22 protein-coding genes are annotated in these 25,348 nt (G+C 63.1%); 5 read left to right on the top strand and 17 right to left on the bottom strand.

Annotated features, from left to right (window positions below):
• Positions 1-8 precede the first annotated feature (8 nt).
• The 15 genes from DJFAAGMI_RS00430 to DJFAAGMI_RS00360 all read right to left on the bottom strand — a co-directional run bounded on the left by DJFAAGMI_RS00430 (position 9) and on the right by DJFAAGMI_RS00360 (position 15,736).
• On the bottom strand, positions 9-1,532 hold the full coding sequence (locus DJFAAGMI_RS00430; RefSeq protein WP_211455530.1) for an amidase: 1,524 nt from the start codon (positions 1,530-1,532) through the stop codon (positions 9-11).
• Between the two features lie 95 nt (positions 1,533-1,627).
• On the bottom strand, positions 1,628-2,782 hold the full coding sequence (locus DJFAAGMI_RS00425; protein WP_211455529.1) for an acetyl-CoA C-acetyltransferase: 1,155 nt from the start codon (positions 2,780-2,782) through the stop codon (positions 1,628-1,630).
• Positions 2,779-3,918: an acyl-CoA dehydrogenase family protein gene (locus tag DJFAAGMI_RS00420; protein WP_211455528.1), complete on the bottom strand. Its 1,140-nt coding sequence runs from the start codon at positions 3,916-3,918 to the stop codon at positions 2,779-2,781. Before DJFAAGMI_RS00420 ends, DJFAAGMI_RS00425 begins: the two co-directional genes overlap by 4 nt.
• Positions 3,919-3,935: 17 nt before the next feature.
• Positions 3,936-5,090 (bottom strand): acyl-CoA dehydrogenase family protein, encoded by a 1,155-nt coding sequence (locus DJFAAGMI_RS00415; RefSeq protein WP_211455527.1) that lies wholly within the window; start codon positions 5,088-5,090, stop codon positions 3,936-3,938.
• 28 nt (positions 5,091-5,118) lie between these two features.
• On the bottom strand, positions 5,119-5,877 hold the full coding sequence (locus DJFAAGMI_RS00410) for an enoyl-CoA hydratase family protein (RefSeq protein WP_211455526.1): 759 nt from the start codon (positions 5,875-5,877) through the stop codon (positions 5,119-5,121).
• 22 nt (positions 5,878-5,899) lie between these two features.
• Positions 5,900-6,988: an NAD(P)H-dependent flavin oxidoreductase gene (locus DJFAAGMI_RS00405; protein WP_211455525.1), complete on the bottom strand. Its 1,089-nt coding sequence runs from the start codon at positions 6,986-6,988 to the stop codon at positions 5,900-5,902.
• A complete protein-coding gene (locus tag DJFAAGMI_RS00400; protein ID WP_043005847.1) occupies positions 6,985-7,887 on the bottom strand; it encodes an enoyl-CoA hydratase in 903 nt (300 codons plus the stop codon). The genes DJFAAGMI_RS00405 and DJFAAGMI_RS00400 overlap by 4 nt, the downstream gene beginning before the upstream one ends.
• Before the next feature lies 1 nt (position 7,888).
• The gene (locus DJFAAGMI_RS00395) at positions 7,889-8,659 is read right to left on the bottom strand and encodes a CoA-transferase subunit beta (RefSeq protein WP_211455524.1); all 771 of its coding nucleotides are present in this window, start codon (positions 8,657-8,659) and stop codon (positions 7,889-7,891) included.
• Between the two features lie 12 nt (positions 8,660-8,671).
• Positions 8,672-9,550, bottom strand: coding sequence for a CoA transferase subunit A (locus tag DJFAAGMI_RS00390; RefSeq protein WP_043005850.1), 879 nt, complete (start codon positions 9,548-9,550; stop codon positions 8,672-8,674).
• Between the two features lie 16 nt (positions 9,551-9,566).
• Positions 9,567-10,469: a VOC family protein gene (locus tag DJFAAGMI_RS00385; RefSeq protein ID WP_211455523.1), complete on the bottom strand. Its 903-nt coding sequence runs from the start codon at positions 10,467-10,469 to the stop codon at positions 9,567-9,569.
• Between the two features lie 290 nt (positions 10,470-10,759).
• Positions 10,760-11,842, bottom strand: coding sequence for an alkene reductase (locus DJFAAGMI_RS00380; protein WP_211455522.1), 1,083 nt, complete (start codon positions 11,840-11,842; stop codon positions 10,760-10,762).
• Between the two features lie 9 nt (positions 11,843-11,851).
• Positions 11,852-12,499 carry a nuclear transport factor 2 family protein gene (locus DJFAAGMI_RS00375; protein WP_211455521.1) on the bottom strand — a complete coding sequence of 216 codons (648 nt, stop codon included), beginning with the start codon at positions 12,497-12,499 and terminating at the stop codon, positions 11,852-11,854.
• A 16-nt stretch (positions 12,500-12,515) separates the two neighbouring features.
• Positions 12,516-13,283 (bottom strand): SDR family NAD(P)-dependent oxidoreductase, encoded by a 768-nt coding sequence (locus tag DJFAAGMI_RS00370; RefSeq protein ID WP_211455520.1) that lies wholly within the window; start codon positions 13,281-13,283, stop codon positions 12,516-12,518.
• 12 nt (positions 13,284-13,295) lie between these two features.
• Positions 13,296-14,027, bottom strand: coding sequence for an SDR family NAD(P)-dependent oxidoreductase (locus DJFAAGMI_RS00365; RefSeq protein WP_211455519.1), 732 nt, complete (start codon positions 14,025-14,027; stop codon positions 13,296-13,298).
• A 233-nt stretch (positions 14,028-14,260) separates the two neighbouring features.
• Positions 14,261-15,736 (bottom strand): short-chain fatty acyl-CoA regulator family protein, encoded by a 1,476-nt coding sequence (locus tag DJFAAGMI_RS00360; RefSeq protein ID WP_211455518.1) that lies wholly within the window; start codon positions 15,734-15,736, stop codon positions 14,261-14,263.
• A gap of 171 nt (positions 15,737-15,907) precedes the next feature.
• Between DJFAAGMI_RS00360 and prpC the strand changes: the two genes are divergently transcribed.
• Genes prpC through prpF form a run of 5 tightly spaced genes read left to right on the top strand, consistent with a single transcriptional unit; the run spans position 15,908 to position 22,070 of the window.
• The gene (prpC, locus tag DJFAAGMI_RS00355) at positions 15,908-17,113 is read left to right on the top strand and encodes a bifunctional 2-methylcitrate synthase/citrate synthase (RefSeq protein WP_249333653.1); all 1,206 of its coding nucleotides are present in this window, start codon (positions 15,908-15,910) and stop codon (positions 17,111-17,113) included.
• A 31-nt stretch (positions 17,114-17,144) separates the two neighbouring features.
• On the top strand, positions 17,145-17,579 hold the full coding sequence (locus DJFAAGMI_RS00350) for a GntR family transcriptional regulator (RefSeq protein ID WP_249333651.1): 435 nt from the start codon (positions 17,145-17,147) through the stop codon (positions 17,577-17,579).
• A gap of 21 nt (positions 17,580-17,600) precedes the next feature.
• A complete protein-coding gene (acnD, locus tag DJFAAGMI_RS00345) occupies positions 17,601-20,237 on the top strand; it encodes a Fe/S-dependent 2-methylisocitrate dehydratase AcnD (RefSeq protein WP_211455516.1) in 2,637 nt (878 codons plus the stop codon).
• A 9-nt stretch (positions 20,238-20,246) separates the two neighbouring features.
• On the top strand, positions 20,247-20,822 hold the full coding sequence (locus DJFAAGMI_RS00340; RefSeq protein ID WP_211455515.1) for a 2'-5' RNA ligase family protein: 576 nt from the start codon (positions 20,247-20,249) through the stop codon (positions 20,820-20,822).
• A gap of 54 nt (positions 20,823-20,876) precedes the next feature.
• Positions 20,877-22,070, top strand: coding sequence for a 2-methylaconitate cis-trans isomerase PrpF (prpF, locus tag DJFAAGMI_RS00335; protein ID WP_211455514.1), 1,194 nt, complete (start codon positions 20,877-20,879; stop codon positions 22,068-22,070).
• 51 nt (positions 22,071-22,121) lie between these two features.
• On the opposite strand, the gene DJFAAGMI_RS00330 is transcribed toward prpF, so the two are convergent.
• Both DJFAAGMI_RS00330 and prpR read right to left on the bottom strand, forming a co-directional pair.
• Positions 22,122-23,069 (bottom strand): sensor domain-containing diguanylate cyclase, encoded by a 948-nt coding sequence (locus DJFAAGMI_RS00330; RefSeq protein WP_211455513.1) that lies wholly within the window; start codon positions 23,067-23,069, stop codon positions 22,122-22,124.
• A 193-nt stretch (positions 23,070-23,262) separates the two neighbouring features.
• Positions 23,263-25,272, bottom strand: coding sequence for a propionate catabolism operon regulatory protein PrpR (gene prpR, locus DJFAAGMI_RS00325; RefSeq protein ID WP_211455512.1), 2,010 nt, complete (start codon positions 25,270-25,272; stop codon positions 23,263-23,265).
• Positions 25,273-25,348: the final 76 nt, after the last annotated feature.

The following is a 25,348-nucleotide window of genomic DNA, read 5'->3' as shown; positions in this document are numbered from 1 at the left end:
TTCGAGATTCAAGCTTCGAGTGCGGACAGGTCCGGCACGCGATGCGCCCAGGGCTGGGCTTGCTCCAGCTGCGCCGCCAGGCGCAGCAATCGGCCTTCGCCACCAAAGGGGGCGACAAAGTGGGAACCCACCGGGAGGTGGTCTGCCGTCCAGTGCAGCGGCACCGACATCGCCGGATGGCCGCTGATGTTGAACAGCGAGGTAAAGGCCGAGGAGTTCATGGCCTCGGCGGCATAGCTTTCATAGGCCTGATCGAGCCGCAGCGCACCGAGCTTCTGCGCGGGCACCACGGTGGTGGGCGTCAGAATCAGGTCGTACCGGGTGAGGAAGGCATCGATGAGCTGACCGGCCTTGTCGAAGCCGGCACGCGCACGAAACAGGTCCAATGCCGTCAAGCGGCGGGCCGCCTGCAGCGCTGCCCAGTTCAGCGGCTCCAGTTCGTCCTCGCGCACGGTGCGACCCAGCAGTTTTTCACGGGCCTCGACCGCCGCAAGCAGACCGACAGACATGCCCGCCCCCATGCCGGCAAAGATTTCTGCCACCGGTAGCTCGGGCATGGCTTCCTCGATTTCATGGCCCAGGGCTGCACAGAGCTTTGCGGCCTGATCCACAGCGGCCAGGCATTCGGCATGCACGGGCATGCCGAATTGATTGCTGCGCCACACGGCAATGCGCAGCTTGCGCCCGGGCAGATTCAGCGATTGCAGGTAGCCGCCTTGCACATCGGAGCCGGGTCGCACGCGCGAGCCCGGCTCCGGGCCTGCCGTCAGGTCCAGCAGCAGGGCGCTGTCGCGCACGCTGCGGCTGATGACATGGTGAGCGGCCAGCCCCACGGCACCGTCGAGTGCAGCGGGCCCCGCAGGCACGCGACCACGGCTGGGCTTGAGACCAAACAGCCCGCAATGCGCTGCCGGGATACGGATGGAGCCGCCGCCGTCGCTGGCGTGGCCCACAGGCACGATGCCTGCGGCCACCAGAGCCGCCGTGCCGCCCGATGAACCGCCGGCCGTGTGGGCGGGATTCCAGGGATTGAGCGTTGCACCGTAGAGCCTGGACTCCGTGGTGGTAGTCATGCCAAATTCAGGCGACGCCGTCTTGCCGAAGATATTCAGCCCCGCCGCCTTGTAGCGCTGCACCAGCGTGGAGTCCTGCCCGGCCACGGCATCCTTGAAGAAGGCGCAGCCGTTGCTGGTCACGCTGCCGGCCATATTCATGCCCAGATCCTTGAGCACAAAGGGCAGGCCCCAGAGTGCGGCCGCATCCGTTGCCTGCTTGCGCGCCTCTCGACCCAGCTGCGACAGCTTTCTGGCATGCTCGCGTGCCTGCTCGTAGTCCTTGATGACCAGGGCATTCAGGCGCGGTAAGGCCTCCACGCGGGCAATCGCAGCCTCTAGCAACTCGAGCGGGCTGATGTCTCCATGACGCAGCTGCGCTGCAGCGCTGATGGCGTCCGCCGGTGCCAGGCTCCGGGTGCAGGCCGCCGTATCCACCGCCGCCCTGCGGCGCGGCTCATCTGTCGCGTCGTCTTGCATGTCCTTGTCTCCGTTGATTTTCTGGACGACTTGCTCAACCGCTCACACCTGAACTCCGGGGCAGTGCAGGCACTTTCGTGCCTGCATGCAAGCCATCAGAGACGTTCGATGATGGTGACGTTGGCCTGGCCTCCGCCTTCGCACATGGTCTGCAGACCGAAGCGACCGCCAGTGCGCTCCAGCTCGTGCAGCAACGTGGTCATGAGCTTGGCCCCCGACGCCCCCAGCGGATGGCCCAGCGCAATCGCGCCGCCGTTGACATTGGTCCTGGCGTGGTCGTAGCCGGTTTCCTTGAGCCAGGCCATGACCACGGAAGCGAAAGCCTCGTTGATCTCGACCAGGTCGATGTCGGACATCGTCATGCCCGCCTTCTTGAGCGCATATTCGGTGGCGGGGATAGGCGCTGTCAGATGCCAGATGGGATCATCGGCGCGCACGCTCATGTGGTGAATGCGGGCGCGGGGCGTGAGGTGGTAGCGCTTGAGCGCAGCCTCGGACACCACCAGCACGGCAGCCGCCGCATCGCAGGTGGAGCTTGAGACGGCTGCAGTGATGGAGGGATAGTCGGGATCCACCGGCTCCAGCGTGGCCATCTTCTCCAAGGTCGAAAGGCGTGCCGTTTCGTCCATCCTGAAATCGCCGAATGGCACGATTTCACGGTCGAAGCGTCCCTCGGCAATCGCCTTCAGGGCCCGGTCATGGCTTTCCTTGGCAAACACTTCCATGTCGCCGCGGCTCAGGCCCCAGTGGTCGGCAATGCGCTGGGCGGCATAGAACTGGTTGACGGGCGCATTGCCGAAGCGGGCCTGCCAGCCCTTGCTCTCGGCAAACGGCGTGCTAAAGCCCAGAGGCTGACCGGCCAGCATGGCTGACGAGATCGGAATCGCGCTCATGGTCTGCACGCCTCCGGCCAGCACCACATCCTGCGTGCCGCTCATCACGGCCTGGGCCGCAAAATGAATGGCCTGCTGGGACGAGCCGCACTGGCGGTCGATGGTGGTGCCGGGCACATTCAGCGGCATGCCGGCCGCCAGCCAGGAAGTGCGGGCGATGTCACCGGCCAGGGCGCCGATGGTGTCCACGCAGCCAAAGATCACGTCGTCGTAATCGGCTGCGGGAATGTCGTTGCGCTCTACCAGCGCCTTGATCACATGGGCGCCGAGATCGGCGCCGTGCACGGCGGCAAGAGAGCCCTTGCGCTTGCCGGTGGGTGAGCGCAGTGCATCAACGATATAGGCCTGGGCGCTCATGCAGCCACCTCCTCATCCATGTTTCTGATGGCATCTTGCGCAGAGCAGGAGCCGCATGAATCGACCTCCCGATCAAAGGTCGCGCCAGGCCCCACGGGAGCATTGGGACTGCGCAGCAGGCCCTGGGTCAGGCGCGCTGCGTGGTATGCCTTGTCACCCCACGCGGCATCCAGTACCCAGGCACGCTTCATGAACATCTGCAGATCGACTTCCCAGGTGTAGCCCATGGCGCCATGCACCTGCAGGCTGTTGCGCGCGGCAAACCAGCTCGCGTCGCTGCACTGGAGCTTGGCGTGCGAGATACGTACAGCCAGATCGGGTTCGCCATGCTGCAGCGCATAGAAGGCGCGGTAGAGCACGGGTTTGGCAAACTCGATCTTGGTGACTATGTCGGACAGGTGATGCTGCACGGCCTGGAAGCTGCCGATGACCTTGTCGAACTGCTTGCGCTGTGCCACGTAGTCCACGGACAGGTCCAGCATGCGCTGGGCCAGGCCCAGCATCTGTGCAGCGGCCGCGAGCGCGCCGCGCTCGCCTGCAGTGTCCCAGACCTTCTGGCCCTGAGTACCGTCGAGCAGGCGGGTGGTATCGGATGGCGTCCAGCGTACCTGCGACAGGCGGCGCGAAGAGTCGATGCTGCTCAGCGCCGTGATCTCGCACTGCTCGGGCTTGAGCAGATGCAGTTCCAGGCCGGTGGCCGTGGCGTGCGGCAGCAGCAGCACATCGGCCAGCGCGGCATCCGCCACATGGGGATTGACGGAATGACCCACGGCCACGCGGCAGCTGCCCGCAGCGATCCTGGAGAGCCAGACACGGCTTTCATGCCCATCATGCAAGGCGCTCAGCATGCCCACGGCCACATAGGCGGTGTCGCTCAGGGAATCGGGCAAGGCGTAATAGCCCACCTCCTGCAGCAGCAGTGCCCAGTCCACATCGGCCAGGCCCATGCCGCCATCGGCTTCGGGTGCCGACAGGCCCATCAGGCCCTGCTCGGCAATCCTGGCCCACAGCTCGGGGCTGCGGCCGCTCGGAGTTTCCCAGATGTCGCGCAACAGCTCGGGAGCCGCTTCGGTCATCAGAAAGCGGCTGATCGAGTCGCGGAATGCGATCTGATCTTCGGTAAAGGTGAAGTCCATGATTGTCTCCCTGCCGGTCAGGATTTGGGCAGGCCCAGCATGCGCTGGGCGATGATGTTGCGCTGGATCTCGTTGCTGCCCGCGTAGATGGGGCCGGCCTGCGAGAACAGGAAGCCTTCCAGCCATTCGTTGGCCTCGGCGTCATCGATGAGCTCGGCCCGCGCGCCCAGAATGCGCATCGCGGTCTCGTGAATCATGATGTCCAGCTCGGACCAGACGATCTTGTTGGTGCTTGCCTCGGCCCCGATCTGCGCGCCCTTGTGCAGGCGACCCACCGTGTGATAGGAGGACAGCGTGTACGCCTCCGCCCCCTGCCAGGCACGCAGAACAGCGTCGCGAATGGAGTGATCGCGGTCGGCATCGACCTGGTTGCGCAGATACAGATCCACCAGCTTCTGCGCACTGCGCTGATAGCGGGCGGGAGAGCGCAGCAGCAGGCCGCGCTCGAAGCCCGCGGTGGCCATCGCCACATGCCAGCCCTTGCCTTCTGCACCCAGCAGGTTCTCCGCAGGTACCTCGACATCGTCGAAGAAGATTTCAGCGAAGTGTTCACGGCCGTTGATGGCGCGGATCGGACGCACGGTGATACCGGGCGTGTTCAAGGGCACCAGGATGTAGCTCAGTCCATGGTGGCGGCTCGATGCAGGGTCGCTGCGAAACAGGCCGAACACCCAGTCGGCAAAGATGGCGCGGGTAGACCAGATTTTCTGGCCGTTCAGTATGAACTTGTCGCCCTTGCGGATGGCACGACTGCTGATGGCCGCCATGTCGGAGCCGGCATTGGGTTCGGACCAGCCCTGGGCCCACATGTCGTCGCAGCGCGCCATGCGGGGCAGAAAGCGGGCCTTCTGCTCGGGTGTGCCGAACTCCATCAGCGTGGAGCCCAGCAGCAGGATGCCGTTCTGGTTCACGCGGGCTGGCGCATCGACCGCCCAGTACTCTTCCTCGAAGATCAGCCACTCTGTCAGGTCGCAGCCGCTGCCGCCCAGATCCTTGGGCCAGGTCACGGCGCTGTAGCCCGCGCTTGCCAGCCTGGCTTCCCACTGGCGGTGCTGCTCGAAGCCCTCGCGGGTGTCATAGCTTTGCAGACGCTGCCTGGGCACGTTGTCCCTGAGCCATTCACGTACCTGGGCACGGAAGGCCTTCTGCGCTGGGGTGTATGTCAAATCCATGGTTGTCTCCTCTTCGCGCTATCGGTGCTCAGAACTTGGCGTCGCGCTTTTCCACGAAGGCGCTGCGCGTCTCGGCGGAGTCGGGGCTCATATAGGCTTGCAAGGTGAAGCCCTGCTCCCAGCGGTACTTGTCTTCGAGATTGCCGTCCTCGATGCCGGTCAGCGCCTCCTTGGCGATGCGGATCATGGCGGGGCTCTTGGCGGCAATCCGGTTGGCGATGTCCATGGCGGTGTCGCGCAGCTGCTCGCGGGGGACCACACGCTCGATGGCCCCCAGGCGCAGGGCCTCTGCCGCAGCCACCATCTCGCCCGTGAAGAACAGGTAGCGGGTTTTCTGCACGCCGAACATGCGCTGCAGATGGGCGGCCCCGCCCATGGCGCCGCGGTCCACTTCGGGCAGGCCAAAGGTGGCGTCTTCGGCCGCGATCACGATGTCGGATGCGCCGCAGATACCGATGCCGCCACCGAGCACAAAGCCGTGCACGGCGGTGATCACCGGCACCTTGTTCAGATGCACGGCCTTGAAGGTGGCGTAGTTGCCTGCGTTCACCTCAAGGATGAGCTTGTCGTTCTCGGCCAGCTCCTTGATGTCCACACCGGCGCAAAAGCCCCGGTTCTCGGCACGAATGACGATCACGCGCACCTCGGGCCTGTCGCCCAGCGCCTGGATTTCCCGGGCCAGACCATTCCAGCCGGCGGCATTCAGGGCATTCACCGGAGCGCGGTCGATCACCAGCTCTGCCACGCCGTTGTCATGAATAGTGGAATGAAATTGTTGAGTGGACATATCCGGTCTCGTTGGCTTGTTGTTATGCGGGAGTCAATGCGTTCAATGCGTTGCGACGGTCCATGGCCTGGCGGACGATGCCGCCTATCACTTCCTCGCAGCTGTCGAGCCTGCCGATCAGCGCGGCCACCTGGCCGGCGGACATCACGCCATCGGCCGGGTTTCCATCGACCATGGAGCGCTGCAGCAGCATGGGTGCGTTGGCGGCCATCACGGTCTGGGCCACCGAAGAAGAATCCTCGCGCAGGGCTTTCATGAAGATGCTCAGGGCCTGGCCCGTGGTCATGCCGGTCTCGGCCTTCCACTGAAGTGCCAGGCTCAGGGCAATGCGCAAGCGTTTCATGGGATTGGCCTTCTCCAGCATGGCTAGGTATTCGTTGGGAATCATCCGCTGCGGCATGCCATCGACCAGATGCGAGATGGCGATCTTTTCCGCATCCCTGGCGGCCAGATAGCGCTGCAGCGTGGCAGCGGGCACCTTGGAATCACTGGTCATCAAAAAACGCGTGCCCATGGCAATGCCCGATGCGCCGTAGGCCAGCGCAGCCAGCAGACCGCGTCCGTCATAGAAGCCGCCGGCGGCGACCACCGGAACCTGGACCGCATCCACCACCTGAGGCAGCAGCACCGTGGTGGGCACGCTGCCGGTATGGCCGCCCCCTTCACCGCCCTGCACGGTGATGGCATTGGCGCCCATCTCGATCGCCTTCTGGGCGTGCTTCAGGGCACCCACGGTGGGCATGCAGACGATGCCGGCCTCGCGCAGCCGGCCTATCACCCTCTTGTCCGGGCCACGGCCGTAGCTGACCGCACGCAGCCGGTACTTCACGGCCAGATCCAGCAGTTGCTGGGCGTTGGGCTGGAACATGTGAAAGTTCAGCCCGAAAGGCTGGTCGTCGGTCTCGCGCTTGACGCGCAGGATTTCGGCCTCGATCCTGTCGGCAGCAATGGTGGCACCGGCCAGGAAGCCGAAGCCGCCGGCATTGGTGGTCCCTATCACCAGATCGGCCCCCGCCACATAGCCCATGGCCGTCTGGATGACGGGGTAGCGGCACCCCAGCAGGTCGCAAAGAGGAGTGCGCAGACTGCCCATGTCGTTCATATTGCTCATGCCTTTGACTCTTCTTTGTTGGCCTTGGCCATGGACCTGGCGTCCTGGCCGCCCAGCTGCCCCATGCCCATCGCCTGGCTGTGTGCGTGAGCAAAGTGGTGGTAGCCAAAAGCCATGTCCATGGTGGAGCGCAGGCCCTGCAGTTCCTCGGCCTTGTTGACGACCAATTTGGTCAGCGCCATGCCCAGACGCGGCTGAGCCGCCATGCGCTGGGCCATGGCATAGACCTGGTCCTCAAGCTCGGCACGCGGCACCACGCGGTTGACCATACCCATCTGGTAGGCGCGCTCTGCCGGCATGCGCTCGCCCAGCAGCAGAAACTCCTTGGCAATGCGCGGATGCAGCTCGTGGGCATGGGCGAAGTACTCCACGCCGGGAATGCCCATGCGCACCACGGGGTCCTGGAAAAACGCATCGTCGCTGGCCACGATCAGATCGCAGACCCAGGCCAGCATCAGGCCGCCCGCCACGCATGCGCCCTGCACCATGGCAATCATGGGCTTGGGGATCTCGCGCCAGCGCCGGCACATGCCCAGATAGACCTCCTGCTCGCGGGCAAACAGCTGCTCTCCCCCGGGCTTGTTGGTGTGATCCCACCACAGGTGGACGCGGTCGAACGGCTTGTTGATGTCGCGGCCGGGCGTGCCGATGTCATGACCCGCGCTGAAGTGCCGGCCCTCGCCACGCAGCACGATGACCTTGACGCTGTCGTCATCGGTCGCCTTGCGCAAGGCTTCATCCAGCGCATAGGTCATCTGCGAGTTCTGCACATTGTTGAACGTGGGCCGATTCATGGTGACCGTGGCAATGCCGTTGTCCACGCTGTAGAGCACGGGCTCGCCGGTTTCATAGACGGCCTTGTCCTCGCGCGTCACAAATTCGCTGGATGCATGCTGCATATCAGGCTCCCATGGCCGTAGCGCGCAGATTGTGCGGATCGAGCTGGGCCAGCAGGGCCAGTTGCTCGGGCGTGGGATCAGGCGTCACGCCCACGTTCTCGGGAACGTGAATCGGAAAGCCGGTGGCTTCCCTGACCTGTGCCGCAGTCACGCCGGGATGCAGCGACACCAGGCGCACCTGATGGCTGGGGCCGCCGAAGTCCAGCACACACAGATTGGTGAAGATGAAGCGGATGTCCGTGGTCTCCTCCAGCGTCCAGCCCTTGGCCAGGCGCGCGCTGTTGTAGCCCACGCTGCCCACTGCATCGACCTCGCCCGACACAAAAACCTTGGTGCTGTGATTGGGCACGAAGAAGGAGTTGGCGTGGTTGATGGAGTTGCCGGGAAAGCCGCGCACGCCCAGCATCATGGACTTGGGACGGGCATAGTCGCTGCCCACCATGGAGATATTGCCCTGACCAAAGCAGTCCACCTGCACGGGCCCCACCATGGCATGGCGCTTGCCACCCCAGACGTTGTCGAAGATGCGCGAGAAGCCCATCCAGTTTTCACGCTTGATCTTGTAGTCTCCGCGAGGGCCTACGGGCGCGGGCTCGTTGACCACCCAGGCCTCGGAGTCCGTCATGATCAGATCGGTGTTGATGGACCGCATGCACAGCGAGGCCGCCAGTCGCGGCACCAGGCCGATGCCTGTGGCCAGTACCTCGCCGTCGTTTTCCCAGGCACGTGCCGCGGCGCAGATGACGCGATCTACCAATGCAATTTCACTCATCTCTTGGCCTCCTCAGAACACAGGCAGGGGCAGGCGCTTGATTGCTTCCATGCCACCCACTTTTTCCAGATATTCCTGCTCCGTGCACTGCACGTATTTCTGCTGGTAGCTGTCCCAGCCGCCCTCTTCCTTGCTGCTGGCCACGTATTCCTTGAAGTGCTTGACATCAAAGCCATACAGCGGCGCACAGGACGATGGGTGGGCACCACCTGGCAGGTGCACCACGCCCGTGGTTTCGGAACGCTCCCAGAACACCAGGCGCGCGGCTTGCTCCGACTCGAAGCTGCTGCTCTCGACCAGTTCATCGCAGCTCACAAAGGTGTTGGTCGCGGCGCGTGCAAACAGGTCGTCCATATAGATGTCGGGGCCGGCAATCTGGCAGACGCCGCGGGAGTCCGCGCGATCCACATGCAGCAGGGCCACATCGAGATTGATGGCGGGCATCGCCACCCATTCCTTGCCGTCGTAAGGCGACTCGATCAGGCGGATGGAGCTGTTGTGCTTGAGCACATCGGTGCCCAGACCGACCCGGGTCGGGATATAGGGAATGCGCATGCCGGCCGCCTTGAGACCCAGCACCATATGACCCTCGTCAATTTCCATGACTTCGATCTCGCCGCTCTGGCGCGCCTTGCGGAAATAGGGCTCCAGCGGAATGAAGTCCAGCGACACGAAGGCGAAGATCAGCTTCCTGACCTTGCCGGCCGCGCACAGCATGCCCACATCGGCACCGCCATAGGCCACCACGGTCAGATCCTTGACGGGGCTGCGCAGCAGCTCGCGCACCAGGGCCATGGGCTTGCGCCTGGGGCCCCAGCCACCGATACCAATCGTCATGCCGTCCTTGATGGATGCCACAACGTCCTTCGCTGTCATCAATTTATTGGCCATGTCTCCAAGCCTCCTATCAGTTGTTTTCAGGGCGGCCCACGCTGAAGTCGTGCCCCCAGAGGCTTACGGTCGTGAACTCATGCGTGATGTGGTGATCCCAGTCGATGATGGCGCCGCCATAACCGAACTCCAGGTCGAAATTTGAGGGCGTCTTCATGTAGAACGAGATCATCTTGTCGTTGGTGTGCTGACCCAGGGTGGCCGACAGCTTGACCTGACTCTTCTGCATGCGGTCCATGGCACGGCCCACTTCAGGCATGTTGTCGACCTCCACCATCACGTGCACGCAACCCGATGCGGAAGGGAACTCGGCCAGGGCCAGGCTGTGGTGACGGCCGTTGGCGCAGTGGAAGAAATGGATGCGGACCGTGGGACCGGCATCGCCTGCAGGCTTGAAGTTGTAGATGTCCGAAAGACCAAAGCCCAGCACATTGCGCACAAAGGCAACCGTCTTGTCGAAGTCGGGCGCGGGCAACACGGTATGGCCAAGCCCATAGTCACCGGTGACGAAGCGCGAGACCCCCTGAGGCGATGCGAAATGACTGAAGTCGGACTTGAAGCCCCAGACGATCTCGTGGCGGTTGCCGGAAGGATCGGTCACCACCGCCAGCTGCTGCACATGGCGCTTGGCGCACAGTTCGGAGCTTCCCAACTCATAGTGCACGTCGGCCGCCTGCAACACCTTGAGCGCCTGCTCAAAAGCCTCCTTGTCGGCCACTTCCCAGCCGGATGCTGAGTACTTGTCCATGCTGCCAGGCTGCACCTGGAAGCGGAACTGACGCTCGTCCATCTTGATCAGCAGATCGCCATCGGCTGTGGTGCTGGGCATCATGCCAAGCACATCGCGTGCGTAGCTGACCCAGCGATCCAAATCAGAGCTCTCGGCGACAACGTACGCAAGTCCACGTATTTCAATCATGATGTCGGGGCCTCCAACCCAAATCCTGTAGTGATGCTGAGGATTCTGAAGAGGAGAGTCTTGGCAAACATCGTCCATTGAGACTAACGATTTGCGGCCGATTTACCCAAATTTCATAGCATCTGCACCAGATTCGACATGCGATTCAGCGCAACAGACTAGAGCGCTTTACGCCCTTGCGAGCAGACTGCTCCGGCAGGCCTGCAACAGCCGTGAAAACCCGGAGTACAAAAAAGGCCGCATCCCCGAAGGAAATGCGGCCAACACGATGAACTCGGTTTCCGGACGGATCAGGCGGTCTGCGCCTCCTGTGCCGGTGCATAGTCGTTGTAGCCCCTGGCGCCGGGGGTATAGAGAGTGTTGCGGTCAAACCTGGACAGAGGCAGACCCTGGCGCATGCGCTGCACCAGATCCGGGTTGGCAATGAAATGCCGCGCAAAAGACACCGCAAGCCCCTCGCCCGCCTGCAGTGCAGCTTCGGCACTTTGCGCATCAAAGCCATCGTTGAGAATCAGGCTCTCGCCAAAATTCTCTCGCGCCAGCTTGAAGGCATCGATGGAGGGATCGAAGACCGCACGCATCACATGCAGATAGGCAATGCCCAGCTTGGCGGCCTGACGCATCAGCTCGGCATGGGTGGCTGCGGAGTTTTCATCCGCCGTGTCATTGAAGGTGTTGCCGGGGTTCAGGCGCAGTCCCACGCGGTCGATACCGATGGCTTCTCCCATGGCGCCCAGGCATTCCACGGCGAAACGTGAGCGACTGCTGGCGTTGCCGCCATATTCGTCGGTACGCCGGTTGGTGCTGGAGTGCAGGAACTGCAGACTCAGATAACCACTGGTGCCATGCAGCTCGACGCCGTCAAAGCCGGCATCCATGGCGCGTTTGGCGGCGGCGGCATGCTCGGCAATCGCCTTTCGCACCTCTTCGATGGTCAATGCCTGGGGCAGGTCGAAATCCTGCATGCCCGCGGCATCGGTCCAGATCTTGCCTTGTGCCTGAATGGCGGACGCCGACACCGAGCGCACGCCTGCGGGCTTGATATGGCGGCTGCCGATGCGACCGGAGTGCATGATCTGCAGCACGATGGAGCCGCCACGGGCATGCACCGCATCCGTCACACGGCGCCAGGCGCGCACATGAGCGGCAGTCTCGATGCCGGGCTGGCGACAGTAAGCCTGACCCGCGACCTCTGGCCAGGCCCCTTCGGCCACAATCAGGCCGGCATCGCCGCGTTGGCCGTAGTGCTCGGCCATGATGTCCGTGGGCGTACCATCGGCATCGGCACGGTTGCGCGTCATGGGAGCCATGACAACGCGGTTCTGCAGGGAAATCCGGCCCAGCTGGACAGGCGTGAAAAGCGTTTGACTCATGCCGGCTCCTTAGCGCACACGCATGCGCGGCGCCGGTGTACCGCGGCGCATGGTTTTGAGGAATTGCTCCAGTGGTGCGGGTGCGGCCACCTGCGGCAGCTCGTCCTTGTCGGGGCGCTGGGCCCAGAACTCCTTCCAGCTCGGAAACAGCTCGTGGAAAGCGCCATGGTAGGGCTCCCGGCCGGGCCAACGCATCTTCATGTCGCCAATCGGCGGCTTGTTCAGATCCGTGGCATACCAGTAACAGGGCAGACGGCGGCGGAAGTACCACTGACCGTCGATGCGCTCGTAGTCGTCCCAGTACAGCATCTGCATGATGACCCACTCGGCACCGCACTCATGCTCGTTCTTCGAATAGACCACGCCAGTGGCGTGATCGCGGTCCACGAACTCGATGATGTGCTGGCCCAGGTGGTGCGAGGTCCCCGTGAACTGGTCACGCAGCGTGCTGTCCTGCCAGGCCATGAAATGCGCGCGCCCCACTTTATCCTTGCCCACCTTGATATCGGGAGCAAACAGGTTCACATGGGCGTCCATGTCACGCATATCCAGCGACAGGGAGTACTTGCCGGCCAGCTGACGAATCGCATCCAGCGACTCCAGCCTGTCGATACGCTCCTCGAGCGTTTGTGGCCACTGATTCACGGGTTCACTCATCTCTTCTGACTCTTTCTTACAGCGCGGTCACCAGCACGGCGGAGCGGCCGCCGTCCACGGGCAGGGCGGCACCTGTCACATAGCTGGCTTCGTCGCTGGCCAGGAACAGCACGGCATTGGCCAGCTCACCGGACTGGCCCACGCGCCCCATGGGAATGAGTTTCTCGGTGGTCTTGCGCGAAGCCTCATCGGCCAGCATGCCTGCCGTGGCGGGGGTTTCCACCACGGCGGGGATCACCACGTTCACACGGATGCCCGCCGCAGCTCCTTCGGCAGCCGCCGCACGCGAGAAATTGATGATGGCTGCCTTGGCCGCAGAGTAACCCGACATATAGGGCGTGCCCAGCGTGCCGCAGATGGAGCTGATATTGACGATGGAGCCGCCCTTGCCGCCCATCAGCTTCAGCGCCGTACGGGTGCCCCAGAAAGTGCCGTCCACCGACGTGGTGAAATTGGCATGCCAGTCCGCCGTGGTCATGCCGTCGATGCCGCCCCAGGTATAGGCCATGGCGTTGTTGACGAGGATGTCCAGGCTGCCATGCTTTTTGGCCGTCTGCTCCAGCGCTCCGACAAACTGGGCTTCGTTGCCCACGTCAGCCACGATGGCCTCGGCACTGCCGCCGCCAGCCTTGATCCTGGCCACGACTTCATCGAGAGGCTCCTTGCGGCGACCGCAGATCACCACGGTCGCTCCCTCCTGTGCGAAACGCTCGGCCGTTGCCGCACCGATACCGGAGCCGCCACCCGACACAAATGCAATCTTGCCTTGCAGACGCTTGTTCATGTTTTTCTCTCCTTACAGGAAGGCGCTGCCGCCGTTGACGGCCAGGTTCTGCCCCGTCACAAAGCCGCTGTCGTCGCTGGCCAGGAACACGGCCGCCTTGGCGATGTCCTCGGGCTCAGCCATGCGACCCATGGGCACGCCGGCGATGATGGCATCGGCCCATTCCTGGGGAATGCCCTGCATCATGGGCGTGTTGGTGGGACCAGGAACCAAGGTGTTCACGCGGATCTTCTTGGACGCCAGTTCCTTGGCCATGCCACGGGTCAAGCCCATCAGAGCCGCCTTGGAAGCGCAGTAATGGGCAGGGCCATCACCGCTGACTGCCGAGGTGCTGGAGATGTTGACGATGGCTCCGCCCTTGCCTTGCTGCATCTGCCTGACCGCCGCACGGGCGCAGTAGAACGCGCCGTTCAGGTTCACGCCGATCACGCGCTCCCAGGTCGCGTCGGGAATATCGGCAAACTGGTCCACCGATCCCACACCAGCGTTGTTCACCAGCACGTCGACGGCGCCCAGCTTTTCGCGGATTTCGACAAACAGCGTGTCGACCGCTGCGCTGTCGGCCACGTTGACGGAACGGGCCAGATGCTTGCCGTCCTTGCCTTCCAGGGTCTGCCTGGCGGCTTCTTCGTTCAGGTCCACGGCCACCACGGTGGCGCCTTCATCGGCAAAGCGCTGAGCGATCGCGCGCCCCATGCCCTGGCCTGCTCCCGTGACCACGGCCACTTTTCCCGCTAAACGCATTTTTGTCTCCTGGTTGATGTGCAATCAAAACGTGGAGACAGCGTATGAAGAAATCAGCCTCGGCCCATCGTCCAACAAGACTAAGTAAATTGGCGCGCATCGCTGTTGCATCAATGGCTTCAGACGCCATACAGGACGCGTTTCAGTGAATTTTCATGACTTTCAGTCGGCGGTTTGCAGCCACCCAGCCTCAGCGGCCTTGGCCAGGGCTTCGCATCGCATGGCAGCAAACACTAGCCACCATAGGGAACAAAGCCGCTCTCGTTTTCGTTGACCTGGAGCGGTGTGGCCACATAAGGAAAAGCGCGTTGCGGGCAAGCCCCGCGCTCACAGACCTTGCAGCCCATGCCGATGGGAGTCGCAGCAGCGGTATTGCGCAAATCCATGCCTTGGGAATACACCAGCCGTGCAGCGTGCTGCAGGTCACAGCCCAGACCGATGGAAAAAGTCTTGCCCGGCGCGCCCCAGCCCGGGCCGGCATGGCTGATGGTACGGGCAATCCATAGGTAGATCCGCCCGTCCGGCATGCTGGCGAGCTGGGGGACAATGCGGCCCGGCTGGGTAAACGCCTCATACACCCCCCACAACGGGCAGGTGCCACCAGTCTTGGAGAAGTGGAAGTGCGTGGCCGACTGGCGCTTGCTGATATTGCCTGCCCGGTCCACACGAATGAAGAAAAACGGAACCCCCGGTGCATCAGCGCGCTGCAAGGTGGAGAGGCGGTGGCATACGGTCTCGAAGCCCACGCCGAAACGGCTGGCCAGCAGATCGATGTCGTAGCGCAGACTTTCGGCCGCGCGCAGGAATTCGCCATAAGGCAGCACGAATGCACCAGCCACATAGTTGGCCAGACCCACGCGCGCCAACCGCCGCGTGGCCTCATCCTGCCAGGGCGCGCCTTGCAGCTCGGCGGCAATCAGTGCATCAAACTCCAGCAGCGCCAGCTGTGTGGCCAGCTGAAATGCCTGCTGCATGGGACTGAGCTGCGCTGCCACATACAGGGTGCGAGTGGAGGCATCGTATCGCCTATGGCTGCCGGCCGTCTCTGCGCCTGCGGCATGGGCAGGCAGGACCAGCACCCCGTGTCGCGCCTGCAGCCGGTATTGCAGCCAATCCTGCAGATGACCGCCTTGCTCCGCAGCCTGCCGAGCCAGAGCTTCGGCCGCTCTGTCGAGTCCGTCGAAGTAATTGCGACGGGCAAAAAAGAAATCACGCACGGCCTCGAACGGCATCTGGCGCGAGGGCTGCGTCAGCAGGCCTGCCATTGACTCCTTGCCATTGACGGCCCCGCCTCCATCCTGCCCGGCACGGCCATCGCCCAGATGGGCGCTCAAGGCCTCCAGCCGCTGGACATCGGCCAGGTGGCGCTGGTGCATGGCCAGCAGTGTCTGCGCCAGCTGAGGCAGCCTGGCCGCTACCTCGCGCAACTCGGGCAGCGGCACCGCAGCTTCGGGCAGCGGCATGGCTGCCACTGCATCGCGCAACTGTGCCAGCAGGCGAGCCTCCTGATCCTCTGAGAACTGCTGGATATCGACGCCCAGAACCTTGTGAATCCGGAGCAGCACGGACACCGTGAGCGGGCGCTGATCCTGCTCGATCTGGTTCAGATAACTCGGTGACAGCTCCAGCGCCTGTGCCAGCGCCACCTGCGTGAGCCCACGCTCGGCACGCAGGCTGCGCAGACGCACGCCCATGAAGGTCTTGGCCATTGGCTTGCTCCTTGTTTGTCGATCTCAAGAATTCGCAACATTCGCAAATGCATGCATTCAGCTTCGCAAGCATTCACCAATTCAGTTCTATACGCAGAGAAAGCAAATGCGTAGATTGCGAAGTATCGCAGACCAAACCGCGTCCGCATACACAGTTTCAAGGAGACACCCATGAGCACCGCAGCCACGGCATCGGCCACCATAGCCAGCGCCAGCCAGCAGATTCCGGCAAGCAACACCGCCGGTTTCAAAGCCAAGAAGTCGGTCGCCCTCTCCGGCGTCACGGCAGGCAATACCGCGCTCTGCACCGTGGGCAAGACCGGCAACGATTTGCACTACCGGGGCTACGACATTCTGGACATTGCCGAGGTCTGTGAATTCGAAGAGATCGCCCATCTGCTGGTACATGGCAAGCTGCCCACGCAGGCCGAACTCAAGGCCTATAAAGCCAAGCTCAAGGCCTTGCGCGGACTGCCTGGCAGCGTGAAGGCTGCGCTGGAGCAACTGCCAGCCGCCAGCCACCCCATGGACGTGATGCGCACTGGCGTCTCTGCCCTGGGCTGCGCACTGCCGGAGAGAGACGACCACAACCTTCCTGGCGCACGCGATATTGCCGACCGCCTGATGGCCAGCCTGGGCTCCATGCTGCTGTACTGGTATCACTTCAGCAACTCGGGCCGCCGTATCGAGGTCGAAACCAGTGACGACTCCATCGGCGGGCACTTTCTGCATCTTTTGCATGGCGCCAAGCCATCCGAGAGCTGGGTACGTGCCATGCATACCTCGCTCAATCTGTATGCCGAGCATGAGTTCAACGCCTCGACCTTCACGGCCCGCGTGGTGGCCGGCACGGGCAGCGATATGTATTCGGCGATCACCGGGGCGATTGGTGCACTGCGTGGCCCCAAGCATGGCGGAGCCAACGAAGTGGCATTCGAGATCCAGAAGCGCTATGACAACCCGGCCGAAGCCGAGGCCGACATTCGCCGCCGCGTGAATGCCAAGGAGGTCGTGATCGGCTTCGGCCACCCGGTCTATACCGTGAGCGACCCCCGCAATGTTGTGATCAAGGGCGTAGCCAGGAAGCTGTCGGACGAAGCCGGCAGCACCAAGATGTACGACATTGCCGCGCGTCTGGAATCGGTGATGTGGGAAGCCAAGAACATGTTTCCCAATCTCGACTGGTTCAGCGCCGTCAGCTACCACATGATGGGCGTGCCCACCGCCATGTTCACGCCGCTGTTCGTGATTGCGCGCACCAGCGGCTGGGCAGCGCACATCATCGAGCAGCGCCAGGACAACAAGATCATTCGCCCCAGCGCCAACTACACAGGCCCGGATGATTTGAAGTTCGTTCCTATCGGCGAACGCCAGTAAATCTCTTCCGAGCACCATGACTGCCAAGCCCATGCAATCCCATTCACTGTGCATTGCCATCGCCGACAAACTGCGCGAGCGCATTCTGGGCCACCGCTTGCCGCCCGGCTCGGACATCAACGATGGTGCGCTGGCGCGGGAGTTTGGCGTGAGCCGCACCCCTGTGCGTGAAGCCATGAAGCTGCTATGCCACGAAGGCCTGCTGACGGCCCAGCCAAGGCGGGGCATGACGGTCACTCAGCTCACGGCGGCTCAGGTGGCCGAGGCTCAGCAGCTGTGCTCCTTGCTTGCACACCAGCTTGCGCAGTTGCAATGCCTGCAGCCCCGGGCCGGCACAGAGCTGACCGAGCGCCTGTATGCCATCGCACAAGCGAGGCTGCAACTGGCCTCGGGTCCCGCACCGCGCACTCCCCTGGCGTTTTCCGCCCCACTGATCGAGCACCAGCGCACAGCTCTGGCGCTCTGAGAACCGCGAACAGACAAGACAATGAACACGCCCCAATCCCAGCGTTACCGCAAGCCCCTGCCAGGCAGCCAGCTTCACTACTTCGATGCGCAAGCTGCTGTGGAAGCCCTGCGCCCCGGCAGCTGGATCACACTGCCCTATACCAGCCGCGTCCATGCCGAAAACCTGGTGCGCCGTTGCAGCCCGGCCATTCTGAACGAATGCCTTGTTCAGATCATTGAGCGCAAGCGCGAGCGCGACTTTCCCTGGTTTCCGGCCCGCGTGGTCTGTCATGACATCCTCGGCCAGACGGCTCTCGTGGATCTGGCCGGCCTGCGTGATGCGATTGCCGGGCAAGGTGGCGATCCGGCCGCCGTCAATCCCGTGGTGCCCGTGCAACTGATCGTGGACCACTCGCTGGCCGTGGAGTGCGGTGGCGACGATCCTCAAGCCTTTGAGAAAAACCGCGCCATCGAAGACCGGCGCAATGAGGACCGCTTTCATTTCATCGAGTGGTGCAAACAGGCCTTCAAGAATGTGGAGGTGATTCCGCCGGGCAACGGAATCATGCACCAGATCAATCTGGAGCGTATGAGCCCTGTGATCCATGCCATCGATGGTGAAGCATATCCGGATACTCTGGTGGGCACGGACAGTCACACGCCGCATGTCGATGCACTGGGCGTGATCGCCGTGGGCGTGGGCGGGCTGGAGGCCGAGAGTGTGATGCTGGGGCGCGCATCGTGGATGCGCCTGCCCGAAATCGTTGGCGTGCAGCTGAGCGGCAAGCGTCAGAAAGGCATTACCGCCACCGATATCGTGCTGGCCCTGACCCAATTCCTGCGTCAGCAAAAAGTGGTGGGCAGCTATCTGGAGTTCCATGGCGACGGCGCACGCGGCCTCTCCATCGGCGACCGCGCCACCATATCGAATATGGCACCCGAATATGGAGCCACGGCGGCCATGTTTGCGATCGACGAACAGACGATCGACTATCTGCGCCTGACGGGGCGCGAGCCCGAGCAGGTGCAACTGGTAGAGAACTACGCCAAACAGGCAGGTCTGTGGGCAGACAGTCTGGAGAATGCCGAGTACGAACGTACGCTGAGCTTTGATCTGTCCGGCGTGGTGCGCAATATGGCCGGCCCTTCCAATCCGCACGCCCGCCTGGCCACCAGCGAGCTTGCGGCAAGAGGTATTGCCGGTGAGTGGACGCAAACCGAGGGAAGGATGCCCGATGGAGCGGTCATCATTGCAGCCATTACCAGCTGCACCAATACCAGCAACCCGCGCAATGTGATCGCCGCCGGCCTGCTGGCACGCAATGCGCGCAATCTGGGCCTGGAGCGCAAGCCCTGGGTAAAGACCTCTCTGGCTCCCGGCTCCAGGACCGTGCCGCTGTATCTGCAGCAAGCTGGTCTGCTGCATGACCTGGAGGCGCTGGGCTTTGGCGTGGTGGCCTTTGCCTGCACCACCTGCAACGGCATGAGCGGCGCACTCGATCCCGCCATTCAGCAGGAAATCGTGGATCGCGACCTCCACACCACAGCCGTGCTCTCCGGCAATCGCAACTTCGATGGCCGCATCCACCCCCATGCCAGGCAAGCCTTCCTAGCTTCGCCGCCGCTGGTCGTGGCCTATGCGATTGCGGGCACCATCCGCTTCGATATCGAGAACGATGTGCTGGGCCTCTTCCAGGGCCGCGAAATCCGCCTGAAAGACATCTGGCCCAGCGACGAGGAAATCGATACCGTGGCCAAGGCCGCCGTCCACCCCGAGCAGTTCCGCGCGGTCTATGAGCCCATGTTTGCCATCCGCGCAGACCAGGGCGAAAAGGTCGAGGCACTGTATGACTGGCGCCCGCAGAGCACCTATATCCGCCGCCCGCCCTACTGGGAGGGTGCGCTGGCCGCCAAGCGCACACTGCGCGGCATGCGCCCGCTGGCCATACTGCCCGACAACATCACCACCGATCACCTCTCGCCGTCCAACGCCATTCTGATGGACTCGGCCGCAGGAGAGTATCTGCACAAAATGGGTCTGCCCGAGGAGGACTTCAACTCCTATGCCACGCATCGCGGCGACCACCTGACCGCACAGCGCGCCACCTTTGCCAACCCCAAGCTCTTCAACGAAATGATTGTGGACGACCATGGCAAGGTACGCCAGGGCTCTCTCGCCCGGGTCGAGCCCGAAGGCCGGACGCTGCGCATGTGGGAAGCCATAGAGACCTATATGGAGCGCAAGCAGCCACTGGTCATCATCGCCGGAGCCGACTACGGCCAGGGATCAAGCCGCGACTGGGCCGCCAAGGGCGTGCGCCTTGCCGGTGTGGAGGCCATCGTGGCCGAAGGCTTCGAGCGGATCCACCGCACCAATCTGATCGGCATGGGGGTGTTGCCGCTGGAGTTCCTGCCCGGCACGAGCCGCCACACACTGGGGCTGAATGGCACTGAGAGCTTTGATGTCATCGGCCAGCGTAGCCCCCAGGCCACGCTTACACTTCATATCCACCGAACGACAGGTGCCCGCACCGAAGTGCCGGTACTGTGCCGCCTCGATACCGCTGAAGAGGTCTCGATTTACGAGGCCGGTGGCGTGCTGCAGCGCTTTGCCCAGGACTTCCTGGCGGACAGCGCAGCGGCCGATCCCACATCGACGGCTGAACTTGTGAGCTAAGGAGCAGCTATGAGCCAGGCACGCATACTGATTGTCACCCAGCCCAAAAGCCCGGTACGTCATCGCCTGCGTGCCCGGATCAGCGCTTTGGGCCTGGATGAGGAACTGGGCGAGCGCCTGTTCTCTCCAGATAACTGGCACCAAACCTGGTGTGGCCCGTTTGACTCCGGGCAAGAGGCACTGCTCGCCTTGCTGGCCGCAGGCAAAGCCGTGCAAGAGGCGCAGCTCAAGGCCTTCGAGCTCAGCTTCAACCGCGTTCGCGGTGAGGTGGGCGATCGCATTCACTGGTCTTTGCGCACCCGCGGACGTCCAGAGCCTTTCAACCAGTTGCTGACAACGCTGCAGACCGAGTTGGAATCCCATGGCTTCAAGGATGGCGGCCATAGACCGCACATCACCATCAGCTACAGAGCTCTGCATGCCCTGCCCACTCGGCGTATCGATCCCGTCGACTGGCTGATCGATGAGATCCAGCTGGTCGAGCGAACCGGCACAGGCAAGCAGTTACGCTACCAGGTACTGCATCGCTGGCCATTGGCTTCCGGCTCTCCGCCTCGTCCTCAACAGCTACGCCTGTTTCACTGATTCAAGACTCAAGCCCTGGCTTGAGTCTTGAATACCTTGTTTGTTTGCCATTCCATGTCCCTCACTTCGCAAATCCGCATTCCCGCCACCTATATGCGCGGAGGCACCAGCAAAGGTGTGTTCTTCAAGCTTCAGGATCTGCCCGAAGCGGCCCGACAGCCCGGCCCTGTTCGCGACGCCATCTTTCTGCGCACCCTGGGCAGCCCCGACCCCTATGGCAAACAGATTGACGGCATGGGCAATGCCTCATCCTCCACCAGCAAGGGGGTGATCCTCAGCAGGAGCGCAAGCGCCGATCACGATGTGGACTATCTGTTTGGACAGGTGTCCATCGATCAGCCTTTTGTGGACTGGAGCGGCAACTGCGGCAACCTGAGCGCTGCCGTCGGCCCCTGCGCCATTCACATGGGCCTGATTCCGGCCGAGCGCATTCCGCTCAACGGCGTGGCCACCATTCGCATCTGGCAAGCCAATATCGGCAAGACCATCATCAACCATGTGCATATCCGCGACGGTCAGGTGCAGGAGACCGGGGACTTCGAACTTGACGGTGTGACCTTTGCCGCCGCCGAAGTGGCCCTGGAGTTCCTGGATCCCGCCGATGAAGGTGAGGACGGAGACGCCATGTTCCCCACCGGCAATGTCTGCGACGAGCTGGACGTGCCCGGCGTCGGCCGCTTTTGCGCGACCCTCATCAATGCAGGCATTCCGACCATCTTTCTCGATGCCAGAGAGCTGGGCTATACCGGCTGCGAACTGCAGGACGCCATCAACGGCGATGACCCCGCCCTGGCCAGGTTCGAAGCCATCCGCGCCCATGGCGCACTCAGGATGGGCTTGATCAAGGATCTGAGTGAAGCTGCCACACGCCAGCACACGCCCAAGATAGGCTTTGTGGCTCCTGCGCAAAGCTATATCGCCTCCAGCGGCAAAGCGATTGCTGCCAAGGACATCGATCTCTTGGTGCGGGCGCTGTCCATGGGCAAGCTGCACCACGCCATGATGGGCACTGCCGCCGTCGCCATCGGCACGGCTGCCGCCATTCCGGGCACGCTGGTCAATCTGGCGGCGGGCGGCGGCGAGCGCCAGTCCGTACGCTTCGGCCATCCCAGCGGCACCCTGCGTGTGGGGGCCGAAGCCAGGAGCGAGCATGGTCAATGGCTGGTCACCAAGGCCTTGATGAGCCGCAGCGCCCGCATTCTGATGGAAGGCTGGGTACGGGTGCCGGGCGAAGTGCTGCAGGCCTGACACCGGGTATTGCCCTGCCGGGCGCCTGCCGCACGCAGGCCTGGGCAGGGTTCAAGCGCTCAAGATGACGCTTTCAATCCGGTGGCGGCCTTTGTTCTTGGCCGCATAGAGCTGCCGGTCCACGGCTTCTATAAAGCTGGCAGGTCGATCATGCTCTGCCGGCAGCACCGTGCCCGCACCAATGCTCATGGTGACCCGCCTGCCGTGGGGCGACAGCGCATGCACGATGGACTGCTTCTGGATCAGGCGCTGGCAGCGCTCGGCCACTTTTTGCGCGGTTTCGGCATCGGCTTCGGGCAGCAGCACCACAAACTCCTCGCCACCGTAACGCGCCACCAGGTCACGCTGTCCGTCCAGCGCCAGGCTCAGGGTCTGCGCAATATCCACCAGACATTTGTCGCCCTGGATATGGCCGTACAAATCGTTGTATTGCTTGAAGAAGTCAACATCGAACAGCAGCATGGACAGTGGCTTGCCATCGCTGCGCGTGCGCTCCCACTCCTGCTCGAAGCTGGTATCGAAGCAGCGCCGGTTGGCGATGCTGGTCAGACCGTCTCTGAAGGAGAGCACTTCCAGCTCCTTTTGCAGACTCAGCAGCCTTTCCTCGGTCTTCTTGCGCTCGCTGATGTCGAACATGAAGCCGATCAGCGCTTCGGCCTCGCCTCGCGCATTGCGCACCACATGGACCACATCGCGAATCCAGACATAGCCGTTGTCCTTGGTCAGCGCGCGATAGTCAGCCTCATGGTCCACGCCGGCCTGGGACTGGCTCACGCAGAAGTTCACCACATATTCGCGGTCATCGGGGTGCATGCGCATGGCCCAGTCTTCGACACTGACCCAGCTTTCACGACTCCAGCCAAGCAGGCTCTCGATCTGAGGGCCGATATAGGCGAACTTCATGGTCGCCCAGTCGATCTTCCAGGGAATGGCCTTGGTGGACTCCAGCAAGGTTCTATAGACCGCACTCTCATTCTCAAGCTCGCTCACGTCGGACATAACCCGTCTCTCCCGATCCCAATCGATAAAACTCCGGCCTGCCTTGTGGTCGGTCCCGGCCTTGCCGCGCCTGCAGTCTTTCAGAGCTTGAAAGCCCGAGGCTGGCTGGAGATTGTTGCGCCAGATGCCGGATTTCAGGCTGTGCATCCCAGCCATTGGCCGAAATAATACGCATGGCAGCGCAGGACCTCCGCTAAGCCTTCATGCGCCGCCACAGAGTGGCCCGGCTGATGCCGAGAATCTCGCAGGCCCGGCGCTGATCACCCCCGACCGACTCCAGCACCTCGCGCAATCGCTTCTGTTCGGCAAGGCGGCCCGCGTCTCTGAGCTGTGCCTGCCGGGCCGCTGCAGGCTCGGCCAGAGCCAGGCCGTCGGCACACTCCGGGAAGACTTCAAGCAAGCGCGCCATATCCAGAAGGCAGCCCCGGTCTGAGCCCAGATAGTCGCTGCAGGCCAGCAGACGCTCCACCCAGTTGTCCAGTTCACGGACATTGCCGGGCCAGTCATGCGCCGCAGCCCTGGCCAGCAGTGCATCGAGCTGCTGCTCCACCCTGTCATGCTGTGCGCGGGGCAACCCGCTTGCAGCGCTCAGGCGCTGAGCCAGCATGGCGCGGCCCAGTTGCGCAATATCGGCGGTGCCACGCGTTTGCAGCGAAGGCGTGCTCAGGCGCAGCACCGCCAGTCGGTAATAGAGATCGCGCCGGAACCGGCCACGCTCCACCTGATCTACCAGATCCGCATGGGTGGCGGCAATCACGCGCACATCCACGGGAATCGGCGTGGTGGAGCCCACGCGCAATACCTCGCGCTCCTGCAGCACACGCAGCAGCCGCGATTGCAATGCCAGCGGCATGTCGCCGATTTCATCGAGAAACAGAGTCCCGGTATGCGCAGCCTCTATCAAGCCGATCTTGCCGCCGCGCCTGGCCCCGGTAAAAGCGCCTTCCTCGTAACCGAAAAGCTCGCTCTCCAGCAGGCTTTCGCTGAGCGCCGCGCAGTTGACCGCCAGAAATGGCTGTTCCGCACGCCGTCCCGCGCTGTGAATGCCTTGCGCCACCAGCTCCTTGCCGGTCCCGCTTTCGCCCAGGATCAGCACCGTCGCATCGCTGTTCGCGTACTGTCTGGCCAGCAGTCGCACGCGCTGGGCAGCGGGGCTGCTGCCCAGATAGTCCTCAATGCGCCAGCGCACACCGGCAGCTTTTTGCCGCTGACTGGCGCGCAGGCTGCGGTCGGCCCGCTGAATGACGGCAGGATCGCGGCAGACCAGCAAAGCGCCGGTCACCAGCCCGCTCTCCACAATTGGCGCTCGTCGCACCACCAGGGTACGCAGGGCCAGTTGCACCACCTCTTCTCCACCCTCCTCGCCCGCCAGTGCCCGGGCCGTACCCAGGGCCGGAGCCACCTCGTCCAGCATGCGGCCGTGCAAGGCCTCGACCGGGGCCCCGAGCAAGGCGGCCATGCGTGGGTTCAGCGCGCAAATGCGGCCACGCTCGTCCACGGCCGCCACACCGTCCTGCAGCTGGTGCAACACGGTTTCCAGGCGTTGATGCCGGTCGCGCTCGGCGCGGCGATGACGGGCCAGCAGCATGGCATCGCTGAGCGCCTGGCGCACCGAAATATCGGAATACAGCAACACGCTGGCCATGCCCGCCTGCTCTGCCAGATCAGCCACCAGGCCCGGCGCCACCACGGCGCCAACGCCCGACGCCCTGAGTTTCTGCACGCAGGCCTGCGCGTCATGCGGCCCCTGATAGGCGATCTGGACCAGACCCAGGCCGAACAGGCTGTCGAACTGTGCCACCACCGGCGACGGCACCTCGAAGTTGACCAGTCCCACGCGCGGAGCTTCTTCGGTGGTCTGCAACTTGGCCTGCCGCAGCGCCTGCAGCAAATCCAGGCCACGCACTTCGACCATGGCCATTGGAATGTCCACGCGTTCTCGAATCCAGGCACCACTGGCTCCCGCCCCCACCAGGGCATCGATGGGCTGGCGCAGATTGAGCGCCTGCACCTGGGCCACCGCATCGTCGAAAGAAGCCGAGATGTGCGAGAACCTGGCCTCGCCCGACCAGAGTTGTGCCAGCCGCTCCAGCACCCGCCCCACACGGTAACGACCTACGGTGACGATGTGAGGCAAATGCGGCTGGCCAGCCGTCGGCATACGTTTGACGCCATCGTTCGATATCGCATCTGTTTCATTCATGAAAACAATTATTTCATTATCGAAACAGAAGCTATGTACAACCGCAGGTGGACACTCCACAAAACTACAGAAATTC

The sequence above is a fragment of the Comamonas brasiliensis genome, assembly GCF_018292285.1.
Classification (GTDB): domain Bacteria; phylum Pseudomonadota; class Gammaproteobacteria; order Burkholderiales; family Burkholderiaceae_C; genus Comamonas; species Comamonas brasiliensis.
Note: the sequence above shows the minus strand (reverse complement) of the source record. Positions and strands in the feature narration are given on the sequence as shown.

Coding starts and splice junctions, on each gene's coding strand:
- DJFAAGMI_RS00430 (WP_211455530.1), bottom strand. CDS start 1,532: ATGCAAGACGACGCGACAGATGAGCCGCGCCGCAGGGCGGCGGTGGAT.
- DJFAAGMI_RS00425 (WP_211455529.1), bottom strand. CDS start 2,782: ATGAGCGCCCAGGCCTATATCGTTGATGCACTGCGCTCACCCACCGGC.
- DJFAAGMI_RS00420 (WP_211455528.1), bottom strand. CDS start 3,918: ATGGACTTCACCTTTACCGAAGATCAGATCGCATTCCGCGACTCGATC.
- DJFAAGMI_RS00415 (WP_211455527.1), bottom strand. CDS start 5,090: ATGGATTTGACATACACCCCAGCGCAGAAGGCCTTCCGTGCCCAGGTA.
- DJFAAGMI_RS00410 (WP_211455526.1), bottom strand. CDS start 5,877: ATGTCCACTCAACAATTTCATTCCACTATTCATGACAACGGCGTGGCA.
- DJFAAGMI_RS00405 (WP_211455525.1), bottom strand. CDS start 6,988: ATGAGCAATATGAACGACATGGGCAGTCTGCGCACTCCTCTTTGCGAC.
- DJFAAGMI_RS00400 (WP_043005847.1), bottom strand. CDS start 7,887: ATGCAGCATGCATCCAGCGAATTTGTGACGCGCGAGGACAAGGCCGTC.
- DJFAAGMI_RS00395 (WP_211455524.1), bottom strand. CDS start 8,659: ATGAGTGAAATTGCATTGGTAGATCGCGTCATCTGCGCCGCGGCACGT.
- DJFAAGMI_RS00390 (WP_043005850.1), bottom strand. CDS start 9,550: ATGGCCAATAAATTGATGACAGCGAAGGACGTTGTGGCATCCATCAAG.
- DJFAAGMI_RS00385 (WP_211455523.1), bottom strand. CDS start 10,469: ATGATTGAAATACGTGGACTTGCGTACGTTGTCGCCGAGAGCTCTGAT.
- DJFAAGMI_RS00380 (WP_211455522.1), bottom strand. CDS start 11,842: ATGAGTCAAACGCTTTTCACGCCTGTCCAGCTGGGCCGGATTTCCCTG.
- DJFAAGMI_RS00375 (WP_211455521.1), bottom strand. CDS start 12,499: ATGAGTGAACCCGTGAATCAGTGGCCACAAACGCTCGAGGAGCGTATC.
- DJFAAGMI_RS00370 (WP_211455520.1), bottom strand. CDS start 13,283: ATGAACAAGCGTCTGCAAGGCAAGATTGCATTTGTGTCGGGTGGCGGC.
- DJFAAGMI_RS00365 (WP_211455519.1), bottom strand. CDS start 14,027: ATGCGTTTAGCGGGAAAAGTGGCCGTGGTCACGGGAGCAGGCCAGGGC.
- DJFAAGMI_RS00360 (WP_211455518.1), bottom strand. CDS start 15,736: ATGGCCAAGACCTTCATGGGCGTGCGTCTGCGCAGCCTGCGTGCCGAG.
- prpC (WP_249333653.1), top strand. CDS start 15,908: ATGAGCACCGCAGCCACGGCATCGGCCACCATAGCCAGCGCCAGCCAG.
- DJFAAGMI_RS00350 (WP_249333651.1), top strand. CDS start 17,145: ATGCAATCCCATTCACTGTGCATTGCCATCGCCGACAAACTGCGCGAG.
- acnD (WP_211455516.1), top strand. CDS start 17,601: ATGAACACGCCCCAATCCCAGCGTTACCGCAAGCCCCTGCCAGGCAGC.
- DJFAAGMI_RS00340 (WP_211455515.1), top strand. CDS start 20,247: ATGAGCCAGGCACGCATACTGATTGTCACCCAGCCCAAAAGCCCGGTA.
- prpF (WP_211455514.1), top strand. CDS start 20,877: ATGTCCCTCACTTCGCAAATCCGCATTCCCGCCACCTATATGCGCGGA.
- DJFAAGMI_RS00330 (WP_211455513.1), bottom strand. CDS start 23,069: ATGTCCGACGTGAGCGAGCTTGAGAATGAGAGTGCGGTCTATAGAACC.
- prpR (WP_211455512.1), bottom strand. CDS start 25,272: ATGAATGAAACAGATGCGATATCGAACGATGGCGTCAAACGTATGCCG.